Below are 26,110 nucleotides of genomic sequence, written 5' to 3' on the forward strand. Positions count from 1 at the left end.
GACAGACGTGACACTCGCATCACCCCACGACACGGCGGGCCACGGCCCCGAATCGAGCAATCCCAGAAACGATTCGACGCCGTCCGATGTACCCGACACCGAATATGTGAACCGGCGGTTGGCCGACACCCCGATCGCGATCGTCGGCATGTCAGCACTGCTACCCGGCGCCAAGAACATCCGAGACTACTGGCAGAACATCGTCGACGGGACGGATTGCACCACCGAGGTGCCGCAGTCTCGATGGGACCTGGAGGACTACTACGACGCCGACAGGACTGCGCCCGACAAGACCTATTCCAATCGGGGTGCGTTCATCCCGGACGTCGAGTTCGATCCTGTCGAGTTCGGTATGCCACCGAATCAGCTCGAGGTGACCAGCACCATGCAGACTCTGAGTCTCGGTGTTGTCCGTGACCTCCTCGGCGACGCCGGCGCCAAGGATTCTTCCTGGTACGACCCTTCCCGCACCGGCGTTGTCATCGGCACCACCGGTCCGGTGCCGCTGATGCACCCTCTTGCCGCCCGGCTGTCGACACCGGTCCTCAAGGCGGCCGCTCGTAGCTGTGGTCTCAGCGAGGCCGACACCGAGGCCGTTGCCGAAAAGTACGTGGCCGCCTTCGCACCGTGGGAGGAGAACTCGTTTCCCGGCCTCCTCGCCAACGTCGTCGCAGGGAGGATCGCGAACAGGTTCGGCCTCGGCGGTATGAACTGCACCGTCGATGCCGCCTGTGCCGCCTCGCTCGCAGCCATTCGTACCGCGATCGCGGAGCTGGTCGACGGCAGAGCAGACACGATGATCACCGGTGGTGTCGACACCGAGAACTCGATCTTCATCTACCTCTGTTTCTCCAAGGTGGGCGCGCTGTCGCCTACCGGGCAGATCAGCCCCTTCTCCGACAACGCCGACGGCACGCTGCTCGGTGAAGGCATCTGCATGCTTGCCCTGCGTCGACTGTCGGACGCACGTCGGGACGGCAACAAGGTCTATGCGGTCATCAAGGGAATCGGGTCATCGAGTGACGGACGATCCAACAGCATCTACGCTCCCCACGCCGATGGCCAGCGAGTGGCGCTCCAACGTGCGTACGACGATGCCCGCTGCGAGCCTTCGTCGGTCGAACTGTTCGAGGCACACGCCACCGGTACAGCAGTCGGTGACAAGACCGAACTCACAGCACTCGGAAAGATGCTGCGTGCCAACACCGATGAGGAGGCGTTTGCTGCGCTCGGTAGTGTCAAATCGCAGATCGGGCACACCAAGGGCGCAGCCGGTACAGCCAGCCTGATCAAACTGGCGCTGGGTCTGCATCACAAGATCCTGCCGGGCACCATCAACGTGAGTCGTCCCAACCCGGTCATCACAGATGGCGCGCCTTACTACGTCAACAGTCTCACCCGTCCATGGGTGCTCGATCCACATCGCCCGGTGCGCAGGGCGGCGGTCTCGGCAATGGGATTCGGCGGCACGAACTTTCACATGGTTCTCGAGGAAGCCGATACGGACCGAAGTGGGGTGCGGACCTGGCACCAGACGCCGACGGCTTCGCTCTGGCACGCGCAGGACGTGCCGGCGCTCATCGAGGAACTCCAGAGCGGTTCGCCGGTCGACGGGGGCGACATCCCGGCAACCGACGCCAGAATCGGCTTCGTGTGGGTCGACGAGGAGCAGCGCAGCCGGCTCATCGAGGTCGCGTTGGAGACATTGGCGCGCGACGCTGACTCACCGGCCTGGAATCACCCAGAGGGCATATACTTTCGCCGACAGGCGCAGGCCGACCTCAAGGTGGGCGCACTGTTCTCGGGGCAGGGCAGCCAGTACGTCAACATGGCGGCCTCCTCGGCCATGAACCTACCGCCGGTAGCAGGGGCCTTTGATGACGCCAATGCCGCTTTCGAAGGTGTGGAGCGCCGACTCGGCTCCATCGTGTTCCCGCCTCCGGCCTTCGACGACGATGAACGGGCCGAGCAGGAGGAGCTCCTCAAACTCACCGAGCACGCGCAACCGGCGATCGGTGCGGTATCGGTCGGTCAGTATCGATTCCTGTCAGAACTGGGCTTCACCGCGGAAGCGTTCGGCGGACACAGTTTCGGGGAGCTCGGCGCGCTCTGGGCGTCCGGCGCACTGGAGACCGGGGACTACTTCCGGCTGGCGCGCGCTCGCGGCGCCGCGATGGCCAAAGAATCGGGCTCAGACCGGGGGGCGATGCTGGCCGTCCGCGCTTCGCGCTCCGACGTCGACGACCTGGTCGACCGCACCGACGACGTTTACGTGTGCAATCACAACGCCCCTGACCAAGTGGTGGTCGGTGGTGGCAGTGACGCCGTGGCGGATTTCGCCGAACAATGCGCTGAGCTCGGCTGGAACACAAGGACATTGCCGGTGTCGGCAGCGTTCCATACGCCGTACGTCGCACACGCCACCGGCACGTTCCGCGAGGCGGTGGACTCGGTCACCATCGGTGCCCCCCAGGGCGCGGTGTACGGAAACGATCCCGAACGTGTCTACGGACCCGATGCTGCAGGCAACGCCGACATCCTCGTCGACCAGTTGATGCACCCCGTCGAGTTCGTGGCGGTGCTCCGAGGTATGCGCGACGCGGGCTGCACGACCTTCGTCGAGTTCGGACCCAAACAGGTGCTCACGTCTCTGGTTCGGCGCACGCTGGGTGATGAGGTCATCGCGATTCCCACCGACATCGGACCGATGGGAGACGGGGACCTCGGGCTCAAACGGGCCGCGGTCGCTCTGGCGGTTTTGGGGATGCCGTTGTCCGGCATCAATCGGTATCAGGCCGACCCGCCGGCCCCACCGCGCACGTCGGCGATGGCGGTCACCATCTCAGCACCGGAATACGTTCCGGAAACCCGTCGTAAGGCGTACGCCGACGTACTGGCCAACGGCTATCGGATCAAGACGGTCGGCGCCGACGACATCGATGATCCCGTTCGACCCGATCCGGTCCAGCCCAATCCGCTCGGTGCCGCCGAACACCCGACGACCACACCACACACACCCGCAGAACGTCCTGAGGAGTTCACAGTGACACAACACCTTTCCCGCGCCGGGGACCCGAATGACGGTCACCTGAACTCGGCATTGAACCAGCACCTCGACACCCACCGCGAGTTCCTGGGGGCCCAACTCGGAATCGCTCGCGACCTCGCCGACGCGCTGCGTCGCGGCAACCTCGACGACGGATCGATCCGGGCGATCGAAGCGGTCAGCAACCAGTCGGTGGCGTTGAGCGACAGCCATTCCCAAGCAGCACACGTGTTGGTCGGGCTCGCCGAACTCGAAGCAGGGCTGTCGCCCGAGACAACTGCGGTCCCGGCCCGCGCTCGGCGGTCTGTCACCGTTCAGTCGTCGCCGGCGCCCGCCATCTCCGCACCAGTTGACACGGAGCCGGCACGGTCCGATCAGACGTCGAACGCCCCGGCCGCGCACACTGCTCGTCAGGACAATGCCGCACCGGTCAGCACCACCTCGACGCCTCCGGCCGAGCCCTCGATACCCGGTTCAGATCTGTCGGAGCCGGCCGCCGAGCCCTCCGCGGCCCCAAGCGTGCCGGCAGTGGACGGACACGAGGCTGCTGCCGACGATCTCCACACCGCCCTTCGGGAGGTCATCGCCGAAAAGACCGGGTATCCGGTCGAGATGATCGGCAGCACGATGGATCTGGAGTCCGACCTGGGCGTCGACTCGATAAAACGGGTTCAGGTGCTCGGAGCGGTACAGGAGCGGTTCCCGCACCTCCCGAGTCTGGGCCCCGAGCAACTCGGTGAGCTTCGAACGATCGACCAAATCGTCGAGGTCATCTCCGAGGGGAGTGATGCTTACCCAAAAGCGCCGGCCGCGGTGGCGCCGCGGCTCACTGATCACGCCCTGACCTCAGAGCAGACTGATCCGATCGACGTACTTCCATCGGCCGAACGAACACCGGTCGAACTCGTCGCCCTGCCTCGGATCGACCGCGCTGTCGACGTTTTCACCACTGATCCGACCGCATCCCTGTTCATCGTCGGGAACGTCAGCTCCCGGCTCGTCGACGCGCTGTCCGAAGCACTGCGGGCACAGCGCTGGCGGGTGACGGGCTCACAAGCGCACTTCGGCTCCACCGGTTCGTCCGAGACTGCAACGGATCAGTCGACGGACTCGCGGGCTGACCTCTGCGTGGTGATCCTGGGTGAGCCGACAACGATCTCAGAGGCTCAACAAGTTCTCTCCGACTCTATCCTCGCCATCAAGGCAGCCTCCAAAGCACTGATTCCGACGGGGCGGCGGGCCGCGTTGCTGGCAGTAACCAACGTCGACGGTGCCCTCGGCTTCGGCGACCTCGATGTCGACCCGGTGGCGGCCATGGCCGCCGGCATCGGCGGTGCAGTGAAGACACTGGCTGCGGAACGCCCCGAACTGTTCTGCCGCGCAGTGGATGTCAATCCTCTGGTCGATCCGGACCAGTTCGCCCGGACGATCATCGACGAGTCACACGATTCGGCGGTCGACACCCTCGAGGTGGGTGTCGGTGAGCTGGGGGAGCGGCACACCCTGGTTCCCAGCGGACACGGGGCCCCGGCCACAGAGTTGTCTGCGGTCGGTGAGGGCCCGCTCCACGACATGTCGGTAGGCGCGAACGATCTCCTGGTGGTGTCCGGCGGAGCCCGTGGCGTGACCGCCCTCTGTGTTCGTGAACTGGCCGCCCGCACCGAAGCCCGCTTCATCCTTCTGGGGCGCACCGATCCTTCACCGGACCCAGATTGGGCGCAAGGAGTCGACGACGCCTCGCTACAGGGTGCGGCGATCAGGGCGTTGGCCGGAAGTGGACTGACGCCCCGCGACATCAACTCTCGCTGCGCCGGTGTACGGGCGGGACGCGAGATCCGGGAAACGTTGGACGCGCTGGAAGAACGTGGGCAATACCTGAGCGTCGATGTGACCGACGCCGACGCATTGCGCACTGCGCTTGCGCCCTACAATCAGTCGGTCACGGGCATCATCCACGGTGCAGGTGTCCTTGCCGACTCACTGATCGCGTCGAAAGAAGATTCAGAGATCGCGCGGGTCCTCACCCCGAAACTGCGTGGGATCGACGCACTGATGGACTCCTTGGACTCATCCGCCGACGACTCGCCCGTCGAACACCTGGTGTTGTTCACGTCCGTGGCCGGACTCTTCGGCAATCGGGGCCAGAGTGATTACGCCACCGCCAACGAAGCCCTTGCGCGATTCGCGGTTGCCACGAAGCGTCGGCACCCGGAACGTCACGTCACCGCCATCGACTGGGGAGCGTGGGACGCCGGCATGGTCGATGACGTCCTACGGGCGCACTTCCGCGACAACGGGGTCGAGTTACTCCACCCACGGACCGGCGCAGTGGCTTTCGCAGAGCAGTTCTCGGTAGAACGCAGGGACGATGTAGTGGTCTTGATCGGGCCGACGCGTCCGTTGGCTTCCGGATCCGCCCCGGATCCGGTTGCCTTCACCGCACGCCGCGTCATCGAGGATCTGGCGCGCCACCCGATCATCGAGGCGCACCGGATCGGCGAGAAGGTGGTACTCCCTGCCACTTTCGCACTCGGCGCGATGATCAACGTGGCGGAGAGAGCGTTGCCGGGTCGATGCGTCCGAGGGGTCAGAGACTTCCGTGTACTCAATGGCGTCTTCTTTCCGTCGGGTTCGACGGTCCCGCAGCTGCTGGTACATGCCGAGCCGACACGCGACGCGACCACGTTGTCGGTCCGGGTCACGAGTGTTGACGGCGAACGCCTCATCCCTCATTACGTCGCCCAACTCCTGTTGGCCGACAACGAGCCGCCGATGGTCACAATTGATCCCGATTGGGGCCACGTCGGCAAGAACGCTCAGTTCATCTACGACGAGGGGCGGCAGTTCCACGGACCAGCCCTTCGTGGGCTCGCGGAGGTCTTGGAGTTGTCCGAATCGCGATTGGTGGTCACCGCCTCGCTACCCGAAGCGGTTGTAGCGCTTGGTGCGTACCAGGGAATGTTGCACAATCCGGTGCAAGCCGACCTGATCCTGCAGGTGCCACCGGTACTCGCACACAGCGCGCTGGGAGCGGCGTGCCTGCCGATGGGCGTGGGTTCCATTGACTTCTACCACCAACTGCCGACCGGCGAGGCATTCACCGTCGTCGCCGACAATCTCAGGCGCGATGCGTTGTCGGCCACTGTTGATGCGGTGGCGATCGCGCAAGACAACACCGTCTTGCAACGCTGGAACGACGTTTCGGTGGTCACCGCGCCTGACCTTTCAGCAATGTTCCTTGAGTCGGCCCGACAGTGGAACTGACCACCCGGAACCACGCATCGAAGACAGGAAGATCCATGGCACACATCCGCTTTGACGGCATTGTGTTCAATCCCATACCTGCCAGACCCGCGGCCGTGGTGGAGGCCGCGCCGAGATCCGCCGGCAACCGGACCCGCGAATCGCTCGCACCGCGTGAAACTGTGCCGGTGGGGGCGATGGCACCGCTGGCCGCAGTCCGAGACAGTGTTGTCCGTGCTCACCAAGCCACCATTGCTGCCGCGTCGGCTGTCGCACGGGCGACACTGCGCGATGGCCTCAACCCGGCACCGAGACAACTGGGGGAAAAGACGTGGCCCGAGACCGTAGACACGTTCTCCACCACTCGCGCTGCCGAACTCGCTGCTGTGCGCTGTTTTCGACCTCTGGCCCGATCTGCCAAACGGGAGCTGTCCTCTGAAGACATCGATGTACTCACCCGCGGCGGGATCGAGCAGGTGTTCGGTCCGACGCACCGCCAAACCGCCACCGATCATGCGACCGGCCGAACCATCGCCGCGAACAGCATGTTGACGGTCGCGTCCCACGGACAGGTAGAGAGCATCGAAGGTCTCGAGTCGTCGCCACGCGGGGCCGACTTCGGCGGCCTCACAGTGAGGTACAACGGTGACCCCGTTGCGGCCGCACGGTCCGCGGCCGAGGTTTTCGGTGTGTTCGTTGGTCTGCATCTGTGTATGTCCGATTGCGTGACCGAATCGCAGGCACACGGCACCGCACCGAATCCACCTTCGTCACAACGATTGTCATTGCGCGTGGTGGAGATCGATCTCGTCCCGATTCCGCATCTACGGGCGCGCGTGAGTATTGATGGGTCAGAGCCGTCCCGGGACAACGGTTTCGATGTCACCGTTGACTTCATACCTCGCAATGGTGTCGCATTGGGCCCCGGTACCAACGGTCACCTGCAGGACTGGACCGGACGCGTGGCGACAACCGGCCGGCAGGCACTGTTGAGCGAGTTCCACATGGCGCATCTGGCCCGTGGTGATCAGGGGATCGCGTTCGGACCCGAGTTCTCGCGCTACACCGGCAACCGGGCCACCCGGCTGCCCACGGGAGGGCTGTTGCTGGTCGACCGGGTCACAGAGTTCTCCGGCACACGAGGCAATTGGGACGCCGGTGCGGACTATCGCACCGAATACGACGTGCCTGCCGACGCGTGGTACCTGGAGGACACTGCAAACGGATCTGTGCCGCACTTCGTCTACATGGAGACCTCGTTGCAGGCCGCTCTGCTGATGGGCTACTACCTCGGCCCCACGCTCGGGTCCACAGAGACCTTGCGACTCCGAAACCTCGGCGGAACCGCCACCGTCAGTCGCAGACTCGACCTCCGGGGAAAGACGGTCGATCAGAGTTCGACGCTCGTGTCGACGACGCTGATGCCCGGGTCATCGCTGCAGAGTTTCGACTACTCCCTTCGGGTGGATGGAGATGAGTTCTACAGCGGCACGACGATGTTCGGGTATTTCAGCGATTCGGCCCTGGACAATCAAACCGGGCTCGACGCAGGACGCCATCGACCGAACTGGCTCGAGACACTGGAGTCTGCACCGCAGATACGCACCATCGATGTGGCGGCACGTAGGGACCGGCGCGAACCGCTGTGCTCCACGGGGGCGTTGGCTCTGGTCGACCACGTCGATGTGGTCGACGGAGGTGGCCAGTACGGCAAGGGGTATCTGCACATGACCCGCGACATCGAGGCAGACGAGTGGTTCTTCGACTGCCACTTCTACCTTGATCCGGTGATACCGGGTTCGCTCGGCGTCGAGTCGGTGATCCAGTGCATCCAAGAGTGGATGGTGGATGCCGGGATGCACCGGCAATGGCGTGACCCGCAGTTCCACATTCCCGAGAACGTGCCCTTCAACTGGAAGTACCGCGGTCAGTTCGTCCCAGACGACGGTCATTGTGAACTGGAAGTCCACGTGAAAGACATTCGTACCCAGGCGGACTCGGTTGTTGTCGTCGCAGACGCGTCGCTGTGGAAACCGGGTTTGCGGATCTACGAACTCATCGACATCTCGGTTGAACTCAGGGAAGGGATCTGACATGGTTGCGCCCTCCACAACATCCGGGACCGATGAGATCGCCCAGACGACAGCAACATTGTCAGACCTCTCGCGACCATGCTGGGTGATCCGGGACAAAGAAGACATCCGGGTGACGTCCGACGAGGCAGTCGCTGCGCGGTCAGAAGTGCTCGCTGCCGTCGGGCCGTTGACCCCTGACCGTCTCGGCGATCGATCCTTCCAGCATTTTCACGGTGTGCGATACGGATACATGGCCGGCGCGATGGCCAATGGAATCGCGTCGCCCGATCTGGTCAGCGCCCTTGCCAAGGCCGGATACCTTGCCTCCTACGGCGCTGCAGGCGTCGTACCGGCGAAGGTCGATGCGGCGCTGGCCGAGCTGACGGCAACATTGCGCGATACCCCGTTCGCCTGCAACGTCATCCACAGTCCGAGCGAACCCGCTCTCGAGCGCGCCATCGTGGATGCGTGCCTGCGCCATCGGGTGACCTGCGTCGAGGCGTCCGCCTTCATGTCCATGACGGCGGAACTTGTCCGCTATCGAGTTCTCGGGCTCAGATCCGCTCCCGACGGGGAAATCGTCCGGGGGCACAGGGTGGTGGCCAAGGTGTCCCGGCTCGAGGTGGCAGAGGCCTTCTTACGGCCGGCACCCGCTGCGTTGCTGCGCCAGCTCATGGAATCGGGTGACATCACCGCGGAGTCGGCCCACCTGGCCGCATCGGTACCGATGGCCGATGACGTCACCGTCGAGGCGGACTCGGGAGGTCACACCGATCGCCGGCCATTGCTGGTGGCATTACCTGAGATCATCGCGCTGCGCGACCGCATCGCCGGGGAATCACCTCTCGCCGCGAATGTTCGAATCGGGGCGGCGGGCGGCATCGGGACGCCTGCGGCAGCCGCGGCGGCTTTCGGACTGGGAGCGGCGTACGTCGTCACAGGGTCGATCAATCAGGCAAGCGTGGAGGCGGGTACCTCCGCGGCCACGAAAGAGCTATTGGCCACCGCTGGTTCAGCCGATTGCGTGATGGCGCCGTCCTCGGACATGTTCGAGATGGGGGTGCAGGTGCAGGTACTGCGGCGAGGAACCATGTTCGCCGGCCGCGCCGCTCAGCTGTACGACGCGTACCGCGCTTACGACTCGATCGACGCGATCCCGCAGAAGGTGCGCGACGGGCTCGAACGCGACATCTTCCGCCGGCCGCTGGAATCGGTCTGGGACGAGTGCGTGCGTTACTTCACCGAACGTGACCCGAACCAGATCGCGGCTGCCCAGAACAACCCGCGTCGCCGGATGGCGCTGGTGTTCCGCTGGTACCTCGGCCTCTCGTCAGGATGGAGCATCGGTGGGGACGAGACCCGAACAGCGGACTACCAAGTGTGGTGCGGCCCGGCCATGGGAGCGTTCAATTCCTGGGCGGCCGGAACGCATCTGGCGTCCGCCCGCAACCGTCGCGCCGCGGACATCGCGCATCACGTCATGACCGGTGCCGCATTCCACACCCGGGTGGGCATCCTGCGCGGTGCGGGTGTGCACTTCCCGCCGCAGTGTGCGACCTACTGGCCGTCCCTGTAGTGCGTTCGACGAGGGAGTAGGCATGCCCGAGGTGGTGGTGGGCGGTACAACCATCGGATACCACGACACGGGCGTGCCGGCGGGCGTGCCCTGCGCGCAGACAGTCGTGTTTGCGCACGGATTGTTGTTCGACAGCACGATGTTCGAGGCGCAGGTCGAGGTGCTGCGGGGACGTTACAGGTGTGTTGCCTTCGATTGGCGAGGGCAGGGAACTTCACCCCCGACAGTCGACGGGTACGACATCGAAACCCTCACCAGGGATGCGCTGGGCCTGCTCTGGGCTCTCGACATCGGGCCCGTGCACTGGGTGGGGCTCTCGATGGGGGGATTTGTCGGTTTGCGCCTCGGCGCCCGCCACGCCGAGATGATTCGGTCCCTCACTCTGCTGGACACCAGCGCCCGCGCCGAAACGCCCGGCACTGTCCGGGAGTACAAGCGACTGGCGTGGACGCAGCAATTGATCGGATTCGGACCGATCGCATCGATGGTCGCGCCTCACATGTTCGGCCCGTCGTATCGGCGAGATCCGCGGAACAAAGCATCGCTCGATCGCTGGCGACAAGCGGTGGGACAACGGAAACGCAGTAGCGTGCGCAAGGCGGTGTACGGGGTTGCCGAACGCGCCTCGGTAGATCACGAGATCGGCGCGATCGCCGTACCGACGCTTGTGCTCGTCGGTGCGGATGACGCCGCCACGCCACCGTCGGAGTCCGAACACATCGCATCGTCGATACCGACGGCCCGACTGCAGGTGATCGACAACTGCGGTCACAGCAGCACCGTGGAACAGCCGGGGGCGATTTCAGCTCATCTTGCGGACTTCCTCGCCGAGGTGTCCCGAACTCAGTGACCGACCCGCCGCCGTCGACAGCTGAATCGCTCGCGTCAGCTCTTCATCAGTCGGATGTTGCGCATGGTCACCAGCCCGGTGGCACATAACGTGTCACCGACCGCCGATGAAGTGAACACGTCTGCGGCAGCCACCGTGATGGTGCTGCCTGCCTTGAGTACTCGACCATGAACCACCAGCTTGTCGCCCTTTGCCGGTGCCAAGATCTTGATCGTGTAATCGACCGTCATGTTGATCCAGCCCGGTGGAAGCAAGGTTCCGGCGGCCGAACCGCCGGCGAAGTCTGCCAGTGAGCCGATGACGCCACCCTGAAAGAATCCGTTGTGTTGGGTCAGCTCCTGGCGGTAGGGCGCCATGAGTTCGACATCCCCGGGTTCGATGCGGGTGAAATCGAAACCCAGATGTTTGGCCGCGGGCATGCTGAGGACGACGTCCCTCACCGCTTGTTCGAAATCAGGGTTTAAAGCTTCCATGTCTACCGTCCTTTACTGGGACTACTGAGTCCGAGTCGATGCGCTGCGGATCCGGCGTTGAGGTCTGTGTCTGCACACAATCGAAATCCCCTGCGAGATAACGACGTCGAGCTGAGGCTCGCATGATCTTCCCGCTGGTGGTCTTGTGGAGTTGTCCCGGCGTCACCAAGAGCACATCGCTGACGGTCACCTGGTGTTCGCGCGTGATCGCGCCTCGAATTGCGAACGAGATGTCGTGACACCGCGACTCGGCAAGTGGCTCTTCGCCTCTGATCTCCGCTACCACCACCAGGGCCTCCACACGGTCTCGTAGCGTGGAGAACGCAGCGCAACCACCAGGCCGGACCGACGGATGTGCCGACTGTACTGTGTGCTCGATGTCGTGAGGGTAGTAGTTCGTCCCGCGGATGATGACCATGTCTTTGAGGCGTCCCACAACGAAGAGTTCATCATCAATGAATGCGCCGAGATCGCCGGTGCGTAAGTACCTCGATCCGGGCGAGCCGTCGATGCCGGCACCGAAGGTTTCCGCCGACTCGTCCGGTCGACGCCAGTAACCCTGTGCCACATGGTCTCCGGCCACCCAGATCTCACCGATCTGATCGGCGCGGCATGGCCGTCGGGTATCTGGATCGATGATGCGAACATCCTCTCGCAGCAGGACCGTTCCCGATCCGACGATGGTGGGCGAAGATGGCTCGGGACTGTGGTTCGTCTCCGGCACAAGGCGTTTACGACCGCGCTCCGCGGGATCGACCACGATGTGGCGAGAGCCCCTGCCTTTTCTCGCGGCCGTCACCAGGAGCGTCGCCTCGGCCAGGCCGTAGCAAGGCATGAACGCGGCCTCGCTGAACCCTGCGGGTTCGAATCGTTCGGCGAACCGTCGCACGGTGTCGTCGCGGATCGGCTCGGCTCCGTTGAACGCAACTTTCCAGTGGCTCAGGTCGAGTCCGGCGACCGTGGCGTCCGTAGCCCGCGCAACACACAGGTCGAAGGCAAAGTTCGGGCCTCCACTCGTGTGCGCGCGGTAACGCGAGATCGCCGACAGCCACATCAGGGGCCGCCGGATGAACGCGGACGGTGACATCAGGACGCTGGTGGCACCGACGTAGAGCGGCTGCAGGACATTGCCGATCAGCCCCTGGTCGTGAAAGAAGGGCGCCCACCCCACCACGGTCGATTGACTGTCATGGCCGAAAGCCGCCTGGATCATCCGTTGATTGGCGACAAGATTGCCGTGCGTGACCATCACCCCTTTGGGGTCCGAGGTCGAGCCAGAGGTGTACTGCAGAAAGGCGATGTCGCCGATCGCGGGGCGCCGCGCCTCCAGTTCCGCATCCATCTGGTCGGTGAAGTCGGTGCCTGTAGGTGGCATCTGGTCGACGACGATCCAGCTGATCGTCTGCACGGTCAGCGCCGGCAGCGCCTGTGCCGGCTCCAGCATCGAGCTCACGGTGAGGACAGTCGTGGGTTCACAGTCCCGCACGATGTTCGCTGTGGTGGTCCGCTGCCCATGTGCTCCCGGCGGTACAACCGGCACGGCGACAACTCCTGCGTACAGGCACCCGAAGTAGGCGACGATGAAGTCCGGACCCTGAGGGAACATCAGAACCGCGCGATCGCCGGGTCGGCAGCACGACAGCAGTCGCCACGCCACATCCGCGGCCTGCCGGTACAGTGCCCCGTAGGTCAGCGTCACCGTCTCGACACCCGAATCATCCAGGAAGACATACGCTTTCCTGTCCGGATCAGAGTCTGCACGTTCACGCAGCAACTGCGGCAACGTCGACATCGTCGATTCGGTAAGGGACCGTTGCGCCACGTTCACGTCGCCGGCACCACGTTGTCGAGCGCGTGGACCATGTGGGCAGCGATGGCGTCGCGGTGCTGCTGGTGGAAGAAGTGGTCCCCTGTGAACTCATGCGATCGAAATGCGTTGTGTGAGTGTGCTGCCCAAGCTCGAACTTCCTCGGGGTCAACCACCGGATCTCCTGTCGCGTAGAAGGCCGTGATCGGACACGGCAGTGTTGTTGTGCGCCCGAACGTGTACTTCTCGGACAGTTCCAGGTCGGCTCTGATCAGAGCCAGCACGTACTGGCGGAACTCGGGGCTCGTTGCCTCGATATCACCCATGCCCCCCATCGTCCGCAGCGCTGTGATCAAGTCCGGTTCTGAGGCGTCGTGTATCGGGGTCCTACTCGGCGAACGATGAGGTGCACGCCGTCCCGACACAAACAGGTGAACAGGTGCGGCACCGGCAGCACACAGCTCGTGCGCCAGTTCGAACGCCACCAGTGCCCCCATGCTGTGGCCGTACAGCGCAACCCGTGAGTCGAGAAGACAGATGTCGGAGACCAATGCACTGACCGCCTCGCCAACCCGGCGAAAGTGCGGCTCGGACGCTCGATCCTCTCGGCCAGGGAGTTGGGTTCGCACCACTGCGATGGTGGTGGGGAACAGGCCGAGCCATCGATTGAAGGACGCCGCGCCTCCGCCGGCGTGCGGGACGCATATCAAATGGACAGGGGAGTCGTCGGCGCCCCTCAACAGCACGGACGTGGTCATGCCGCCTCATCGATCAGTCGAACCGGGAGCTGGGAGAGCCCGCGGACGATCAAACTGTCTGTCTGCCAGTCGACGTGCTCGGTCACCAGTTCCAGGCGCCGTCCGGAATCGCCGAAGAGAACGCCGATCGCAACCTCCGCCTGTAGCCGCGCGAGGAGGCCGCCGAGACAGCCGTGCATGCCGTGACCGAACGCGAGGTGCCGCTGACCGGTGCGGGTCAAGTCGAACTCATCTGGCTTCTCGAACACAGAGGGGTCTCTGTTCGCAGCCCCGATACAGAGCAGTATCTGGTCGCCGGCTTCCACCTCGCTCCCGCTGATCTCGACTCCGCGGGTGGCGACTCGTTTGGTCATCTGTAGCGGGCTCTGGAAGCGCAGGGTCTCTGCCACCGCAGCGGTTGCCAGGGACCGGTCCGACGTCAGCAGGTTTCGTTGCTCGGGGTGCTGCAACAGGGCCAGCACAGCGTTCCCGATCAGTGACTTGGTGGTCTCATTGCCGGCGACAAAACACATGATGCACAGAAAGACGATCTCCTCGGATGCGAAGGCGTCGCCCCCTGAGGTCTTCGCGGCCAGTAGATTGCTGATCAGGTCCGTGCCGGGATGCGCTTTGCGGTGAGCCACCAGGTCGTCGAACGCAGTGGTGAATTCCTCCACCACGTCGCACACGCGACTGAAGACCGCGGCACTCATCAGGCCTGGTTCCAGCAGGAACCGGATATCCCGAGTCCACGGCCCGACCTGTGCACGAATGCTCTCTGGAACGTCCATCCAGTCACACATCACGGTCACGGGCAAAGGTGCGGCGTAGTCACCGATGATGTCCATGCCGTCGTGCCGCGTCTGCTCGAACAATCTCTGCGCGACACCGACAATTCGCGGCCGCAGCGAGGCGACAGCTTTACTGCTGAACGCCTGATTGATCAGGCCGCGTAACCGCGCGTGGTCCGGATTGTCGGTGAACACCAGCGACTTCTCGCCCAGCCGCTCGATCCGCGCAACGTTGCTCTGCGACAGACGATCTGCTTGCCGATTCACCAATTGTGGTATCACCGCTGAGCTGAACGTCCGGTCCATCAACACCGATTCGACATCTGCATGTCGGGTTAGCACCCACATACCCAGGGTCCTGTGCGGTGCCGCTTGCTGTTGAAGGGTGCGGTACTGACGATATGGATCGTCGCGAAACGCGGCGCTGAACGGGTTGAACCGTGGTACGGCCCGAACGGCGCCGGGGGGAGTGACGGAGGTCGGACCTCCGCCAGCTACCGATGATGTGGTGCCGGTCATCTCGACACCCCGCCGAAGTGGCCGTCGGCATACGGCCGTAGAACCAGGCGCAGGAGACAGATCTTGTTCATCCGGAAGCCGATTGCGGACATCTTCAGGTACCGCTCGTACCGAGCAACCACATCCTCACCGACGAGGGCAGTGGCTTCCTCGCGACGGGCGCGAAGCCGCTGAGCCCACTGTTCGCAGGTCCAGGCGTAGTCGAGTCGGCCGTTGGCAACCGACTGCACCTCGAACAATCCGTCGGCGGCGCTGACTATCTCAGTCAACGTCGGAAGGTCGGCGTCGGGAAAGATCTCCTGTTGCATGAACGAATTGGCATCGCTCCGGGACATGTTCGCGTATGCGATGGTCTGCAGCGACAACGTCCCGTCTGTGTTGAGCCAGGTGCGGCACCGGGAGAAGAACTCGCGGTATATCCCGATCTTCTCCGTCGGGGTGTCGTCTGGCCGGGCGAAATGCTCGAAAGCACCTATGGAGATGATTCCGTCGAAACGATCATCGGGCGCGAAGTCCATCCAGTTCGTGGTGCGCACTTCCACGCCGCGTAGGGCGAGCTCCCGAATGTGTTGAGTTTGCGTCGCACTCAACGTCAGGCCCACCGCACGCGTCACGCCGTACTCCACCGACGCCTGCTCGAGTATCGCGCCCCATCCGCATCCCACATCGAGGATCGAACGCGCAGTGTCGGCCCGCACCGCCTCGAGGTGGAATCGGAGTTTGCGTTGCTGCGCGACATCGAGTGTGTCCGTTGCGGCAGTGGGCATGGCGCACGAGTACGACAGCGACGAATCCAGCCAGAGCCCGTAGAAATCGTTGCCGACGTCGTAGTGATGACGAATGGCGCGCGTGGCGGCGGACTTCCGCTCCTCTTCGGCGATCTCGTCGACCCGGGCGATCACAGTCGCACAGACCTCTCGTGGACGTATCCGGCCACTGCCCGGAGTGTCGGATTGTCGAACAGGGCCTCTGGCGGAACCTCGACCCCGAAATGTCCTTCGACGTCGATGAGTAGAGACACCGCCAGGGCCGAGTCGATGCCAAGCCGGTCGAAGGTCGCGTCGGGATTCACTCTGTCACCCGGCACTCCCAAGATGTTGCCGACGTAGTCCTGGCACCAACTGACAATCTCGTCGTTGCGAGGGTTCGAACTCTTGTCACTCATGCCGGCACTCCACTCGTCGAGGTGTCACAGGTGTTGTCGGGGATGCGTTTTGCTGCCTTACGTTCGTCGGACGGTAGGCCGACATCCCAGACGAGTCCGCACGCTGCCAGCAACCTGATGAGCCAGTAACCCGGGTCCAACCGGTACCAGTCCAATCCGAACGAAGCCGACTCGGGGAAAGCGTGGTGGTTGTTGTGCCAGGATTCGCCCAGAGTCACAAGGGCGAACACCCCGCCGTTGCGGCTGTTCTCCCTCGACGCGTAAGGCCGCGTACCGAACATGTGCAGGAAGGAGTTGATGGCCCAGACGATGTGCTCGAGGACGAACATCCGGACCAACCCACCCCACAGGAGCCCACTGATCACCCCGGTCCAGCTCTGGTACACCAAACCGCCGATCACGGCGGGCAGGACGAGACCCAAGGCAACCCAGTAGTAGTACTGGCGCGCGACGCGGACAAGGGCACGATTCTTGATGAGGTCCGGTGCGTAGTGGACGACATTCGGATATTCGTGTCGACGCATCCACAGGAAGTGTGAGTGCATCAGACCTCGGAGACGTCCCTTGACGTCGGAACCATAAAGGTTGGGGGAGTGGGGGTCTCCGTCCCGGTCACTGCATTCATGGTGTCGGCGATGCAGGGCGACCCACGAGACCACTCCTCCTTGACCCGCCATGGATCCGAGGATCACCAGCGCGGTGATCACCGACTGCTTCGCCTTGAAGGTGCGATGAGTGAAGAGCCGGTGGTAACCAACGGTGATTCCCAGGCCCGTCAGCAACCAGAGCGAGAAGAACAAGACGAGCTCGGTGAGTCCGAGGGGGTGTACGAAGAGGAACGCCAGCGCCGCTAGGGTTCCGACGATCGGGAGGATGTCGAACAGCAGAAAGTGCCGACGTTGCAGCCGGTGCAGATACGCATTGCTCACCGTCTTGGTTCGCGGGGCCTGCGGGGCGCGGGGACTGTCGGTCATCTGGTTCCCTGCCTACGCGGACCGAAAGATGGGATACAGGCTGGGACCGCCGGGAAGTGTGATCTCGCCGCCGATTCGCTTCGATCCGAGACGTTCCCATAGCCGGAGGCTGCGCAGCGACGAAGCCTCGGCGTACACCCCGAAACCGTGCGTGACACGGAGTTCACGGAAGGCTCCGATCAACATCTCGCGCGCTCCGGTGCCGCGGGTTTCCGGTCGGATCGCCGCGTACAACGCGTGAACGTGCAGCGGCAGATCAGAGGGGTGGTGCGCATCGAGAGTCTGCATGAGCGTGCTGACCTTGGGACCGCACGGTCCGCATGCCTGTTCCAACTCGGCCAGGACCGCGATGTCGTCCTCTTCGCTCGATGCCTCTGTCCCCGACCAGACGAGCACGCCGTCATAGGACGCCGTCGCCGCGACGGCACCCCCGTTGTCGAGCAGCTGCCGTGTGGTGATGTCGAAGAACGCATCCAGGTAACGCGCCCGCTCCGGGACATCCTCCGGGATGGCCCATTTGATGACCGGGTCGTCGGCGAAGGCGCACGACAGCGTGGCGACGACTGCCTCGAGGTCGGGGTCCGAGGTGACTATGGGATCAGTTGATGAAGGTTGAGCAATGGTCATGGAACCAGAGGCCTTTCGGTGGTGTCGGTGTATGCCGTGATGATTGCCGCTGCGCAGGCGTCTATGTCCTCGGCAGTGGTCTGCCAGTTGCACACCGACAGCCGCAACGTGGGGGTGCCACGCCAGACGGTGGGACTTGCCCAGCCCGTGCCACCGCGTTGCAGGGCTTCGACGATGTGGTCGAGACGAATCGAAGGATCATGAGGGTCGTCGGTGTCGAATACGACCAGCACCTGATTCAGTACCACGTCGTTGACTATCGAGATCCCATCGACGAGTACCAACTGATCGGCCAATCGCCTTGCCAGCGAACAGCATCGATCGATCAACTCGGCAACACCACGTGTTCCGAGGTGCCGCAACGTGGACCACAACACCAATCCACGGGCACGGCGAGACAGATCAGGTGTGTAGTCGGCGGGATCGCGGGCACCATCGGGTGCGACGGTGAGATAGTCGGCAGTCGTGCGCAGCGCGGCGCGATGGGCCTCGGGATCGGCGCAGAAGACCAAACCGCAGTCGTAGGGCACGTTGAGCCACTTGTGAGCGTCTGTGGCCCACGAATCGGCCGACGCCAAACCCTCGACATGTTGTCGCGCAGTAGCACTCGCGGCCGCCCACATTCCGAAGGCGGCATCGAGATGCACCCATCCGTCCCGTGCATGCGCGAGTTCGGTGATGATGTTTAACCGGTCGACCGATCCGGAGTCGACGTTCCCCACCTGACCGCAGACGATCAAGGGCCCGGTTGTGTTCGCGAGAGTCGCTTCCAGTGCCGGAATCGACATCCGGCCCTGATCGTCCACATCCACGGGGTGAATCTGCCCGGCCATGCCGAGAAGCCGAAGCGCCCGATAGACGGTCGTGTGGCAGCCGCGGCTGACCAGCACCCGGGGCACCGGAGCGCCGAACAGACCGTGGCGCTCCACATCCCACCCGGCCCTGGCCAGCACGGCGTGGCGGGCGGCGGCCAAGCCGCTGAGGTTGGCCATGGCGCAACCGGAGGTGATACCGGTCGATGTGCCCTCCGGTAGGCCGAACATGTCGACCAGCCACCGCGCCACCGTCTCCTCGACAACTGACGCTGTCGGACTGGTTGCGTAGAGCGCGCCGCACTGATCCCACACAGAGGTGACCCATTCGGTGGCTATGGCCACCGGGTATGCGCCTCCCATGACAAAGCCGAGAAATGTCGGAGCACCTGAATGCAGCAGTCCGGGTTCACCCTTGGTGAACAGCTCGCCGAGCACGGACCACGGGTCCAGACCCTGGTCCGGTAGTGGCCCGGCGAAGGAGGCCTCCAGCTCGGCGCGGGCCGTCACACGCTCGGAGTTGTCGTCGGCCAGATAGTTGATGCTGTAGTCGCACACTGCGCGCAGCAAGTTGTCGATGTCGGTGGCAGAAGCGCTCTGTAGTGTCCTCATCTCGCGTTCCAGTCTTCTGCGGGCCCGCCGCCGGCAGGGGGTGACGGGGCTCTTTGTCATGGACCGATCGGGCAGTGCTATCGCCGGAGCTGATTCACTTGAGACCGCTTCGCACGAAGGCGTTGACGATGTGGCGCTGCAGGATGACATAGAGAACGAAGATCGGCAGGCAGGCCAGACCGGCCAGAGCCATCATCGGCCCCCACTGATCGCCTTCGGTGCCCATGAAACTCCGCAGGCCGAGTTGTAAGACGTCGTTGCTGGATTGGAGTACCACTGCGGGCCAGAAGTACTCGTTCCAGGAGTTGATGAACAACAAGATGGCCAGCGCCGCCAACGCCGGGCGCAGGTTCGGAACCACGACTGTCCACAGGATCGACCACGAGGACCGTCCGTCCATCCGTGCCGCTTCGATCAGTTCCTTCGGGAACCCGGACATGTGCGTGCGCATCATCAGGACGGCGAGCGCTGAACTGAGAGTTGGGACAACCACCCCGGACAGTGTGTTGAGCAGCCCCAACTGGTTCAGCAGAACGTAATTCGGCAGCATGGTGACCTGGTAAGGCACCAACCACGTGCCGACGAACGCCAGGTACAGCAGGCCCTGGAACTTGAACCGGTAGACCGCAAACGCGTACGACGCGAGGATCGCGATGAGAAGCTGGCCGCAGGTAGATGCAAGCGCAACACCAAAAGTGTTGAGCATCAACCTCGTCACATCGACTTTGTCGGCAGCGTCGAAATAGTTCTCGACCGACAGCGGCCACGGCAGTGGCGTCAAAGAGCTGACGTCGCCGGGCCGTCGGAGCGACGTCGCGACCAGCCAGTAGATCGGGAACATACACGCGAGTGCGATGACCGCCAGTGTGAGGTGTCCCCAGATGCGCGCGAGCACACCACGTCCCGCGCCCGCGGTCGAGGCGGGCAATGCCGGCAGGGGAGGACGGACAGGCTCCGCCGTGTCCTCTGCCTTCAACATGCTGTCAGTTGTCATGGAAGGTGATCCGTTCCGACAGCCAGACCAAGAAGCCGGCGACAACGCCGAATCCGAGGAACAGGACGATGCCTGCCGCCGCGCTCAGGCCGGCATTGAATGAGTGGAATCCGTAGTCCCAGAGGAGGTAATAGATGTTTGTGGTCGCACCGGCCGGCCCACCCTGGGTCAGGGTGTCGATCAGCGGGAAACTCCACTGGGCGCTGAGCAGGATGGTCATGAGAGTGAGGAACACGAGAGTCGGCGACAGCAGTGGCAGGGTGATCCGCCGGCCGATCTGGAGCCGGGTTGCTCCGTCGAGCTGTGCAGCCTCGTCGTAGTCCGAGCTGATGCCGGCGAGACCGGCGGCCACTGCCAGCACCGCGAATCCGATCAGGTGCCATCCGGTGATGACGATGATCGCCAGTTGCGCCGTGTTCTTGTCGTAGATCCAGTTGTGATCGGTTCCCAAGACCCTGTTGACGATCCCGCCACTGGGATCGAGCAACCAACGCCACACCGCTGCCCCTGCTACCGGCGCCACCAGGAAGGGCGCGAAGATGAACCCCTGGTAGATCCGCGAGCTTCGTACCGAGACACCCCGCATCGCGAACCCGATCACCACCGGAACCACCACGGTGAACGGCAGCAGACCGATGATGAGTCCAACCGTCAGCCACACGGCATCACCGAGTGCCGGCAGTTCGAACAACTGCTCGTAGTTGTCGGTGCCCACCGACTTCATGGGACTTGCCGGAAGAAGGTTCCATGACACGGTGGACAACTGCACCGCTTGGACAAGCGGACGGTAGGTCCACACCACCAAGAGGATCAACGCCGGGGTGAGGTACAGATAGGGCACGACGCCCCGCGTGAGCCGCGACCACCGCCGGGACCGCACAGGCGGTACCGGGGTGGTCGTCGAACTGTGTACGGGCGTCGGTGTCTCGACCGGAACGAACATCGTGGATCAGTTCGCGTTCGGGGTGAGCGACCACAGTCGTTCGAGGGCCACCGACTGCGGTTCGCTGTACACATCCTCCACGCCGACGACGTCGACGGATGTGGCAACCGCAGATTCACCGAACAGATCGATCCGGCTGAACCCGAAACCGACACCCGCCCGGTGCCTTCCCTGTGGCGGTACCGGATCGGTGCGGTACGACAGCGGCGGCCCGATCCAGACCGGGATGCCCGATATCGCCGAGGCGCCCGTGTAGTGCGCGTGGCCGCAGAGGATCATTCGCACATCGGAGCCGGCGATGACCGACTCGAGCGCGCTCGGATCCGTCAGCCGGAGAAAGTCGACCGTGGCGACCGGCGACCGAACCGGCGGATGGTGCATCACCAGCAGTGTTCCGCGCGGGGCCCTGTCCTCCAATACCTTTGCCAGCCAGTCCAGCTGGACATCCTCGAGACTGCCGTCATGACGCCCCGGCGTGGTGCTGTCGAGTACCACAATGCGCAGTCCACCGATGTGATGGACCGCATCGTACGGCGCGCCGAGGTCGGTCGACCCATTGCGACTCAGGTCCAGGCCGATGCGGAACCCGGCGCGGTCATCGTGATTTCCCATCGCGTAACAGAGCGTTGCGCCGAGTCTCGCAGCGGTGGGCTCCAACATCGTTCGCAGCGTTCGGTAAGCCTCGGGGGACCCTGCGTCGGCGAGATCGCCGGACACGATGATCGCGTCCACCGACCCTTCCCACGCGTCCAGGTGGTCGAGAACCTTACGCAGATTCCGTGTTGTGTCCATCATCCCGTGCATCAGATCGCCGCCGCCGCTCAAGTGCGTGTCGGTGAGCTGGATGACGGTGTGGTCGGGCCCGGTCATGACACCGGCAGAAGCGTGTTCGCCTGCTCCTGCGCGGCCGTCAAGGCAGTCGCCGGATCGGCACCCTGGAATACCGCGGACTCCACGGCAGACATCATGCCGTCGCGAATCTGCAGATATTCATTGCCGGGCATCGAGATCCACGGTTCCATCGACTTCAGCTGCTCCAGGTTCGGCTCGAGGAGCGGGTTCTGGGCCGCCCACTCCTGCAGTCCGGCCGGGTCGTCCATCAAACCGGTGCGCAGCGGGAGATAGCCGATGCCACTGGAGATCTTGACGTAGGCCTGTTCGCTGGTGAGGAACTTGATCAGCTCCCACGAAGCACGCTGTTTGGCGGGGTCCTGCGAGAAGATGAACAGCGAGGCACCGGAGTTGGTCGGCACGACGGGCTTGTCGCCGAAGCTCGGCATCGTCGTGGATCGCAGGTCCCATTTGTCTTTGGCGCCCTTGACGAACTGGTCCTGAATGGCGCTCGTCTCCAAGAGCATTCCCATCTCGCCGCGAGCGAATGCTTCATAGCCCTGCTTTTGTGTCAGCTTCGGAGTGGCTCCCGAGTTGACCATCTGCTGTGCCATGCTGACCACCTCGACCGCCGCCGGATCGGCGAACGTCAGCGTGTCCCGGTTCTCGGAGATCACCCGGCCACCATTCGAGCGCACGAGGCTCTGGAAGCACCAGTCCTTGGCGGTCTTGGTCAGGCAGTCGATGTAGGCGCCGCCCTTGCCCGTCTTGTCCGCAATGGTCTTGGCAGCGACCGCAACTTCGTCCCAGGTACGCGGCGGGTTGTTCGGGTCCAGGCCGGCTTGCTGGAAAAGTGTTGCGTTGTAGTAGAACACCGGCGTCGAGAAGACGAACGGAACGCCGTATGTCTGGCCGTCCCAGTCGCTCAACGTTCGGGCAGTCGGAGCGAACGGATGCGTGGTGCCCTCGAAGTTCTTGTCCACTGCCTCTTCGCCGACCAATTGATCCAGCGACTTTGCCTGGAGTTGATTCACCGTGAAGTCGAGATCGGAGAATCCCAGCTGTGCAACGTCAGGGGGATTGCCGGCGGTCATCTGATTGCGGATGCTGGAAATGGTGTCGGTGGCCGGGTTGGGACTGTTTCCAGCCGGCTTCTGCGGGGTGACGGTGATGTTCGGATGCTCTTTCGAGAAGTCTGCGAGCAAGCTGTTGAACGTGTCCGTCCACGCACCCGCCAGTCCATAGTTGTAGCTCTCGAAGACGATCGAGACCTTTTGGTCGTCCGCCAATTCGGGAATGGCTGAGGTTTCTGTTTCGTCCGAGGTACTCGACAAACAGCCGGTGAGCGTCAACAGTGACGCGATCAACGGCACGGCGATCTTGAGTCTGGCCTTCACGGCAGTGCTCCTACGTAAAAGAGAGTTGAGGATGGACGGGTCGTGCCGCCGGGTGCTGCCACTGCAGCCGCCGGCCGTTTTCGGGATCGAAGAGATGAAGATCGGAGCTGTCCGCGACGAGAGTGATCTCCGATTCGATGGTGATGTCGCGGACACCGCCGACCCGGGACACCCGGGCGCACAACGCGACCGAGTTGACCGAGCAGTGCAGCAGGACATCGCCACCGAGGTTTTCGGTGAGCGTCACCACGGCAGGAAGTCGCACCACGTTGCTGGTCGGGTCCTGGACGCGTTCCTCGAAGCGGTCGTCCAGTCGGAGACGCTCGGGCCGGACACCGAGGGTCAAGCGAGCGGTGTTCACCTCTGCCTGCGTGGCCTCGATGCCGAGGGGTACAACCGAGTTCCCGACATGTGCGACCAGTCGACCGGCTTGGACCACGATGTCGACGTCTATGAGGTTCATCGGTGGGGCGCCGAGAAAGGCCGCGACGAACACCGACTGGGGGGTGTCGTACAGCTCCTCCGGAGTACCGACCTGCTCGACGCGCCCCTTGTTCAGCAGCGCAATTCGGTCAGCCATCGTCATTGCCTCGACCTGGTCATGGGTGACGTACAGGAAGGTCTTGTTGACGCGCTTGTGCAGTTCGATCAGTTCGGTGCGGGTGACCGCACGCAGTCGTGCGTCCAGATTCGACAGTGGTTCATCCATCAGGAACGCGCCGGGATCGCGAACCATGGCCCGCGCCAGTGCGACACGCTGTCGCTGACCGCCCGACAACTGTCCCGGTCGCCGGTCGAGTAGTTCCGTCAGGCCCAGCGAAGCGGCCACACGTTCGACCGTCTTTTTTGCCTCTTGCTTGGCTACTTTTGCGGTACGCAAGGGGAAAGCAATGTTCTTTGCCACCGTCAGATGTGGGTACAGCGCGTAACTCTGGAACACCATCGCCAGATTGCGCTCTCGGGGTGGTACTTCCGTGACATCGGTGCCATCGATCACCACGCTTCCCTCGGTCGGTGTCTCCAGACCGGCGATGATGCGCAGCAGAGTCGATTTGCCGCATCCGCTCGGTCCCAGGAGCACCATGAACTCGCCGCTCGGTACGGTCAGATCAATCGACTCGAGTACCGTCGTCCCGTCGAATCGCTTGGTCACCCCATCGAGGAACAGTTCGCTCATTCGACGGGCCCGGGTGTGGCGAGCTCGCCGGTCTCGATCCACTGTCGCACCACGGGCGCCAGCAGTCGCGAATCGGCCAGCCAATCGACGTGACCGCGATGGGTGATCGAAGAGTCGCCTTCGATGTGCCAGCGAGTTACTTTGGCAGAAGACAGCTTCCGAACCAGGAAGTCAACGTTCGATTTCGGCCCGAGGGTGTCGTCGTCCAGCGAGATGGCCAGCACCGGCAGGTCGAGCTTGCTGATGAGTTCGTCATAGTTCAGCTTGGTGCCCTTCGGCCTGTAACGGGCGGTCAGCGAATGCCGCGACCAGTCGATCATCACTCCGCCGGCCATCGCACCAGGTATCAGGATCCCGCCCGGCCAGGATCCCTTGACTCGAGCCACCAGCCCGATCCACTGGATGGTCGACAGCGCCTCGATCCAGCGTCGAGGCCCGAATGCGCGCCAGAAGACGGTGCCGGTCCCGATGATCGTGACAGAGGCGACCGGGCCTTGCGTGCCCTGTGCGGCGGTTCGCAGCAGCGCCAGCTGGCCACCGAGGCTGTGTCCGAAGAGGTGTATCCGGGTCGCCTCAAATCGTTGACAGACAGCGTCGATGATCGCGGGGAGATCTTCTTCGAGCATCTCTCGGTAACCGAAGTCGGGACAGTCCGCGAGTGCCGGCCGCGCTTCACCTTGCGCACGGAGGTCACAGGTGGCCACCTGCACGCCAGATTTGTTGAGTGCTTTGATCAAGGGCGCATAGTGCTTGGCCTTCATCGCCATCGCGGGGAGGATCAGGACAACGGGTGCCTGGGCGTCGGTCGTGGGCCAGACACGCACGGTGATCGTGATGCCCGGTGCCGACTCGACGACGATCGACTCTTGCTGTTTGAACGCGTCCGGACGCCCGGTTGTCTGCGTCATCAGACGACCTCTCCGTGCACCACATCGCACACGTACTCGAACGTGAACTTCGCAACGGTCACGTCGTCGGCGTTCAAGACCACCGCTTTGGCCGAGATCTCGTGACGGCCGGTGCTGACCGACGACGTGATGACCCTGAGTTCGCGCTCGTCGACCGTCGCGACGGTTCGCAGGACACCCATCGCAGGCTTGCGGTACGACGCCGTGGCGGACTTGAGCACGAGACGTTCGATTGTGTTCAGCTTGGTCGCCGCGGCGCCGACAAATGCGGCCGCGCCTGCGATATCCGCCGCCGTGTAGATCGCGCCCGCATGCACGGTACCCATGTGGTTCAAACCCGATGCCTCGCCACCTATTTCGACGATGGCGTGTTCTGGGGTCAGTACGGTGATCGTGGTGCCCACATGCTTGCCGAAGGGCACGATCTCGTCAGAGCGTGATCGGAGCGCTTCGAAGTCGGGATCGGCGTAGTCGATGTTGCCGAAAGCCGCGCCGAAGCTGCCGACAGGAACTGTGGTGCTGGTTGACATGATTCTCCTGGAGTTGATGTTGG

20 protein-coding genes are annotated in these 26,110 nt (G+C 63.6%); 4 read left to right on the forward strand and 16 right to left on the reverse strand.

Translation table 11 applies throughout. The features are described from left to right. Positions 1–7 precede the first annotated feature (7 nt). The 4 genes from ACVWY6_RS21710 to ACVWY6_RS21725 are packed head-to-tail and all read left to right on the forward strand — an operon-like array spanning position 8 to position 10,790. Positions 8–6,310 carry a beta-ketoacyl synthase N-terminal-like domain-containing protein gene (locus ACVWY6_RS21710; RefSeq protein WP_457540845.1) on the forward strand — a complete coding sequence of 2,101 codons (6,303 nt, stop codon included), beginning with the start codon at positions 8–10 and terminating at the stop codon, positions 6,308–6,310. Positions 6,311–6,345: 35 nt separating this feature from the next. Then, positions 6,346–8,382, forward strand: a complete 2,037-nt coding sequence (locus ACVWY6_RS21715) for a beta-ketoacyl synthase (protein ID WP_457540847.1) — start codon at positions 6,346–6,348, stop codon at positions 8,380–8,382. Between the two features lies 1 nt (position 8,383). After that, on the forward strand, positions 8,384–9,940 hold the full coding sequence (locus tag ACVWY6_RS21720; protein WP_457540849.1) for a PfaD family polyunsaturated fatty acid/polyketide biosynthesis protein: 1,557 nt from the start codon (positions 8,384–8,386) through the stop codon (positions 9,938–9,940). A 22-nt stretch (positions 9,941–9,962) separates the two neighbouring features. Then, positions 9,963–10,790 carry an alpha/beta fold hydrolase gene (locus ACVWY6_RS21725; protein WP_457540851.1) on the forward strand — a complete coding sequence of 276 codons (828 nt, stop codon included), beginning with the start codon at positions 9,963–9,965 and terminating at the stop codon, positions 10,788–10,790. 35 nt (positions 10,791–10,825) lie between these two features. Here ACVWY6_RS21725 and ACVWY6_RS21730 read toward each other — a convergent pair whose 3' ends face one another. The 16 genes from ACVWY6_RS21730 to ACVWY6_RS21805 form a co-directional block, all read right to left on the reverse strand. Next, entirely contained in the window at positions 10,826–11,263 is a 438-nt protein-coding gene (locus tag ACVWY6_RS21730; RefSeq protein ID WP_457540853.1) for a PaaI family thioesterase, read from the reverse strand. After that, positions 11,244–13,091 (reverse strand): fatty acyl-AMP ligase, encoded by a 1,848-nt coding sequence (locus ACVWY6_RS21735; RefSeq protein ID WP_457540855.1) that lies wholly within the window; start codon positions 13,089–13,091, stop codon positions 11,244–11,246. Before ACVWY6_RS21735 ends, ACVWY6_RS21730 begins: the two co-directional genes overlap by 20 nt. Beyond that, the gene (locus ACVWY6_RS21740; protein ID WP_457540857.1) at positions 13,088–13,828 is read right to left on the reverse strand and encodes a thioesterase II family protein; all 741 of its coding nucleotides are present in this window, start codon (positions 13,826–13,828) and stop codon (positions 13,088–13,090) included. Before ACVWY6_RS21740 ends, ACVWY6_RS21735 begins: the two co-directional genes overlap by 4 nt. After that, positions 13,825–14,946 (reverse strand): cytochrome P450, encoded by a 1,122-nt coding sequence (locus ACVWY6_RS21745; RefSeq protein ID WP_457540859.1) that lies wholly within the window; start codon positions 14,944–14,946, stop codon positions 13,825–13,827. Before ACVWY6_RS21745 ends, ACVWY6_RS21740 begins: the two co-directional genes overlap by 4 nt. A 167-nt stretch (positions 14,947–15,113) precedes the next feature. Next, positions 15,114–16,019, reverse strand: coding sequence for a class I SAM-dependent methyltransferase (locus ACVWY6_RS21750; protein WP_457540860.1), 906 nt, complete (start codon positions 16,017–16,019; stop codon positions 15,114–15,116). Further along, entirely contained in the window at positions 16,016–16,282 is a 267-nt protein-coding gene (locus ACVWY6_RS21755; RefSeq protein ID WP_457540862.1) for an acyl carrier protein, read from the reverse strand. Before ACVWY6_RS21755 ends, ACVWY6_RS21750 begins: the two co-directional genes overlap by 4 nt. Then, positions 16,279–17,256, reverse strand: coding sequence for an acyl-CoA desaturase (locus ACVWY6_RS21760; RefSeq protein WP_062798227.1), 978 nt, complete (start codon positions 17,254–17,256; stop codon positions 16,279–16,281). Before ACVWY6_RS21760 ends, ACVWY6_RS21755 begins: the two co-directional genes overlap by 4 nt. Before the next feature lie 12 nt (positions 17,257–17,268). Continuing rightward, positions 17,269–17,883: a GNAT family N-acetyltransferase gene (locus tag ACVWY6_RS21765; RefSeq protein WP_116915302.1), complete on the reverse strand. Its 615-nt coding sequence runs from the start codon at positions 17,881–17,883 to the stop codon at positions 17,269–17,271. After that, positions 17,880–19,307, reverse strand: coding sequence for a pyridoxal phosphate-dependent decarboxylase family protein (locus tag ACVWY6_RS21770; RefSeq protein WP_457540864.1), 1,428 nt, complete (start codon positions 19,305–19,307; stop codon positions 17,880–17,882). The genes ACVWY6_RS21765 and ACVWY6_RS21770 overlap by 4 nt, the downstream gene beginning before the upstream one ends. 94 nt (positions 19,308–19,401) lie before the next feature. After that, positions 19,402–20,148, reverse strand: a complete 747-nt coding sequence (locus tag ACVWY6_RS21775; protein ID WP_038253562.1) for a carbohydrate ABC transporter permease — start codon at positions 20,146–20,148, stop codon at positions 19,402–19,404. A 142-nt stretch (positions 20,149–20,290) separates the two neighbouring features. After that, positions 20,291–21,244: a carbohydrate ABC transporter permease gene (locus tag ACVWY6_RS21780; RefSeq protein ID WP_457540866.1), complete on the reverse strand. Its 954-nt coding sequence runs from the start codon at positions 21,242–21,244 to the stop codon at positions 20,291–20,293. Positions 21,245–21,250: 6 nt separating this feature from the next. Then, complete coding sequence (locus ACVWY6_RS21785) at positions 21,251–22,114, reverse strand: metallophosphoesterase (RefSeq protein WP_062798230.1); 864 nt, start codon at positions 22,112–22,114, stop codon at positions 21,251–21,253. Further along, on the reverse strand, positions 22,111–23,472 hold the full coding sequence (locus ACVWY6_RS21790; protein ID WP_062798232.1) for an ABC transporter substrate-binding protein: 1,362 nt from the start codon (positions 23,470–23,472) through the stop codon (positions 22,111–22,113). The genes ACVWY6_RS21785 and ACVWY6_RS21790 overlap by 4 nt, the downstream gene beginning before the upstream one ends. A 10-nt stretch (positions 23,473–23,482) precedes the next feature. Further along, positions 23,483–24,649 (reverse strand): ABC transporter ATP-binding protein, encoded by a 1,167-nt coding sequence (locus ACVWY6_RS21795; RefSeq protein WP_457540868.1) that lies wholly within the window; start codon positions 24,647–24,649, stop codon positions 23,483–23,485. Further along, positions 24,646–25,557 (reverse strand): alpha/beta hydrolase family protein, encoded by a 912-nt coding sequence (locus ACVWY6_RS21800; protein WP_457540870.1) that lies wholly within the window; start codon positions 25,555–25,557, stop codon positions 24,646–24,648. Before ACVWY6_RS21800 ends, ACVWY6_RS21795 begins: the two co-directional genes overlap by 4 nt. Continuing rightward, a complete protein-coding gene (locus tag ACVWY6_RS21805; protein ID WP_062798237.1) occupies positions 25,557–26,087 on the reverse strand; it encodes a YiiD C-terminal domain-containing protein in 531 nt (176 codons plus the stop codon). The genes ACVWY6_RS21800 and ACVWY6_RS21805 overlap by 1 nt, the downstream gene beginning before the upstream one ends. Between the last annotated feature and the right edge of the window lie 23 nt (positions 26,088–26,110).

The organism is Williamsia sp. R60, from assembly GCF_054063855.1.

Bases quoted from the DNA above. Each gene is read 5' to 3' on its own strand.
- ACVWY6_RS21715 (WP_457540847.1), top strand. From the start codon at position 6,346: ATGGCACACATCCGCTTTGACGGCATTGTGTTCAATCCCATACCTGCC.
- ACVWY6_RS21720 (WP_457540849.1), top strand. From the start codon at position 8,384: ATGGTTGCGCCCTCCACAACATCCGGGACCGATGAGATCGCCCAGACG.
- ACVWY6_RS21725 (WP_457540851.1), top strand. From the start codon at position 9,963: ATGCCCGAGGTGGTGGTGGGCGGTACAACCATCGGATACCACGACACG.
- ACVWY6_RS21730 (WP_457540853.1), bottom strand. From the start codon at position 11,263: ATGGAAGCTTTAAACCCTGATTTCGAACAAGCGGTGAGGGACGTCGTC.
- ACVWY6_RS21740 (WP_457540857.1), bottom strand. From the start codon at position 13,828: ATGACCACGTCCGTGCTGTTGAGGGGCGCCGACGACTCCCCTGTCCAT.
- ACVWY6_RS21745 (WP_457540859.1), bottom strand. From the start codon at position 14,946: ATGTGGGTGCTAACCCGACATGCAGATGTCGAATCGGTGTTGATGGAC.
- ACVWY6_RS21755 (WP_457540862.1), bottom strand. From the start codon at position 16,282: ATGAGTGACAAGAGTTCGAACCCTCGCAACGACGAGATTGTCAGTTGG.
- ACVWY6_RS21760 (WP_062798227.1), bottom strand. From the start codon at position 17,256: ATGACCGACAGTCCCCGCGCCCCGCAGGCCCCGCGAACCAAGACGGTG.
- ACVWY6_RS21765 (WP_116915302.1), bottom strand. From the start codon at position 17,883: ATGACCATTGCTCAACCTTCATCAACTGATCCCATAGTCACCTCGGAC.
- ACVWY6_RS21770 (WP_457540864.1), bottom strand. From the start codon at position 19,307: ATGAGGACACTACAGAGCGCTTCTGCCACCGACATCGACAACTTGCTG.
- ACVWY6_RS21775 (WP_038253562.1), bottom strand. From the start codon at position 20,148: ATGTTCCCGATCTACTGGCTGGTCGCGACGTCGCTCCGACGGCCCGGC.
- ACVWY6_RS21780 (WP_457540866.1), bottom strand. From the start codon at position 21,244: ATGTTCGTTCCGGTCGAGACACCGACGCCCGTACACAGTTCGACGACC.
- ACVWY6_RS21785 (WP_062798230.1), bottom strand. From the start codon at position 22,114: ATGACCGGGCCCGACCACACCGTCATCCAGCTCACCGACACGCACTTG.
- ACVWY6_RS21795 (WP_457540868.1), bottom strand. From the start codon at position 24,649: ATGAGCGAACTGTTCCTCGATGGGGTGACCAAGCGATTCGACGGGACG.
- ACVWY6_RS21800 (WP_457540870.1), bottom strand. From the start codon at position 25,557: ATGACGCAGACAACCGGGCGTCCGGACGCGTTCAAACAGCAAGAGTCG.
- ACVWY6_RS21805 (WP_062798237.1), bottom strand. From the start codon at position 26,087: ATGTCAACCAGCACCACAGTTCCTGTCGGCAGCTTCGGCGCGGCTTTC.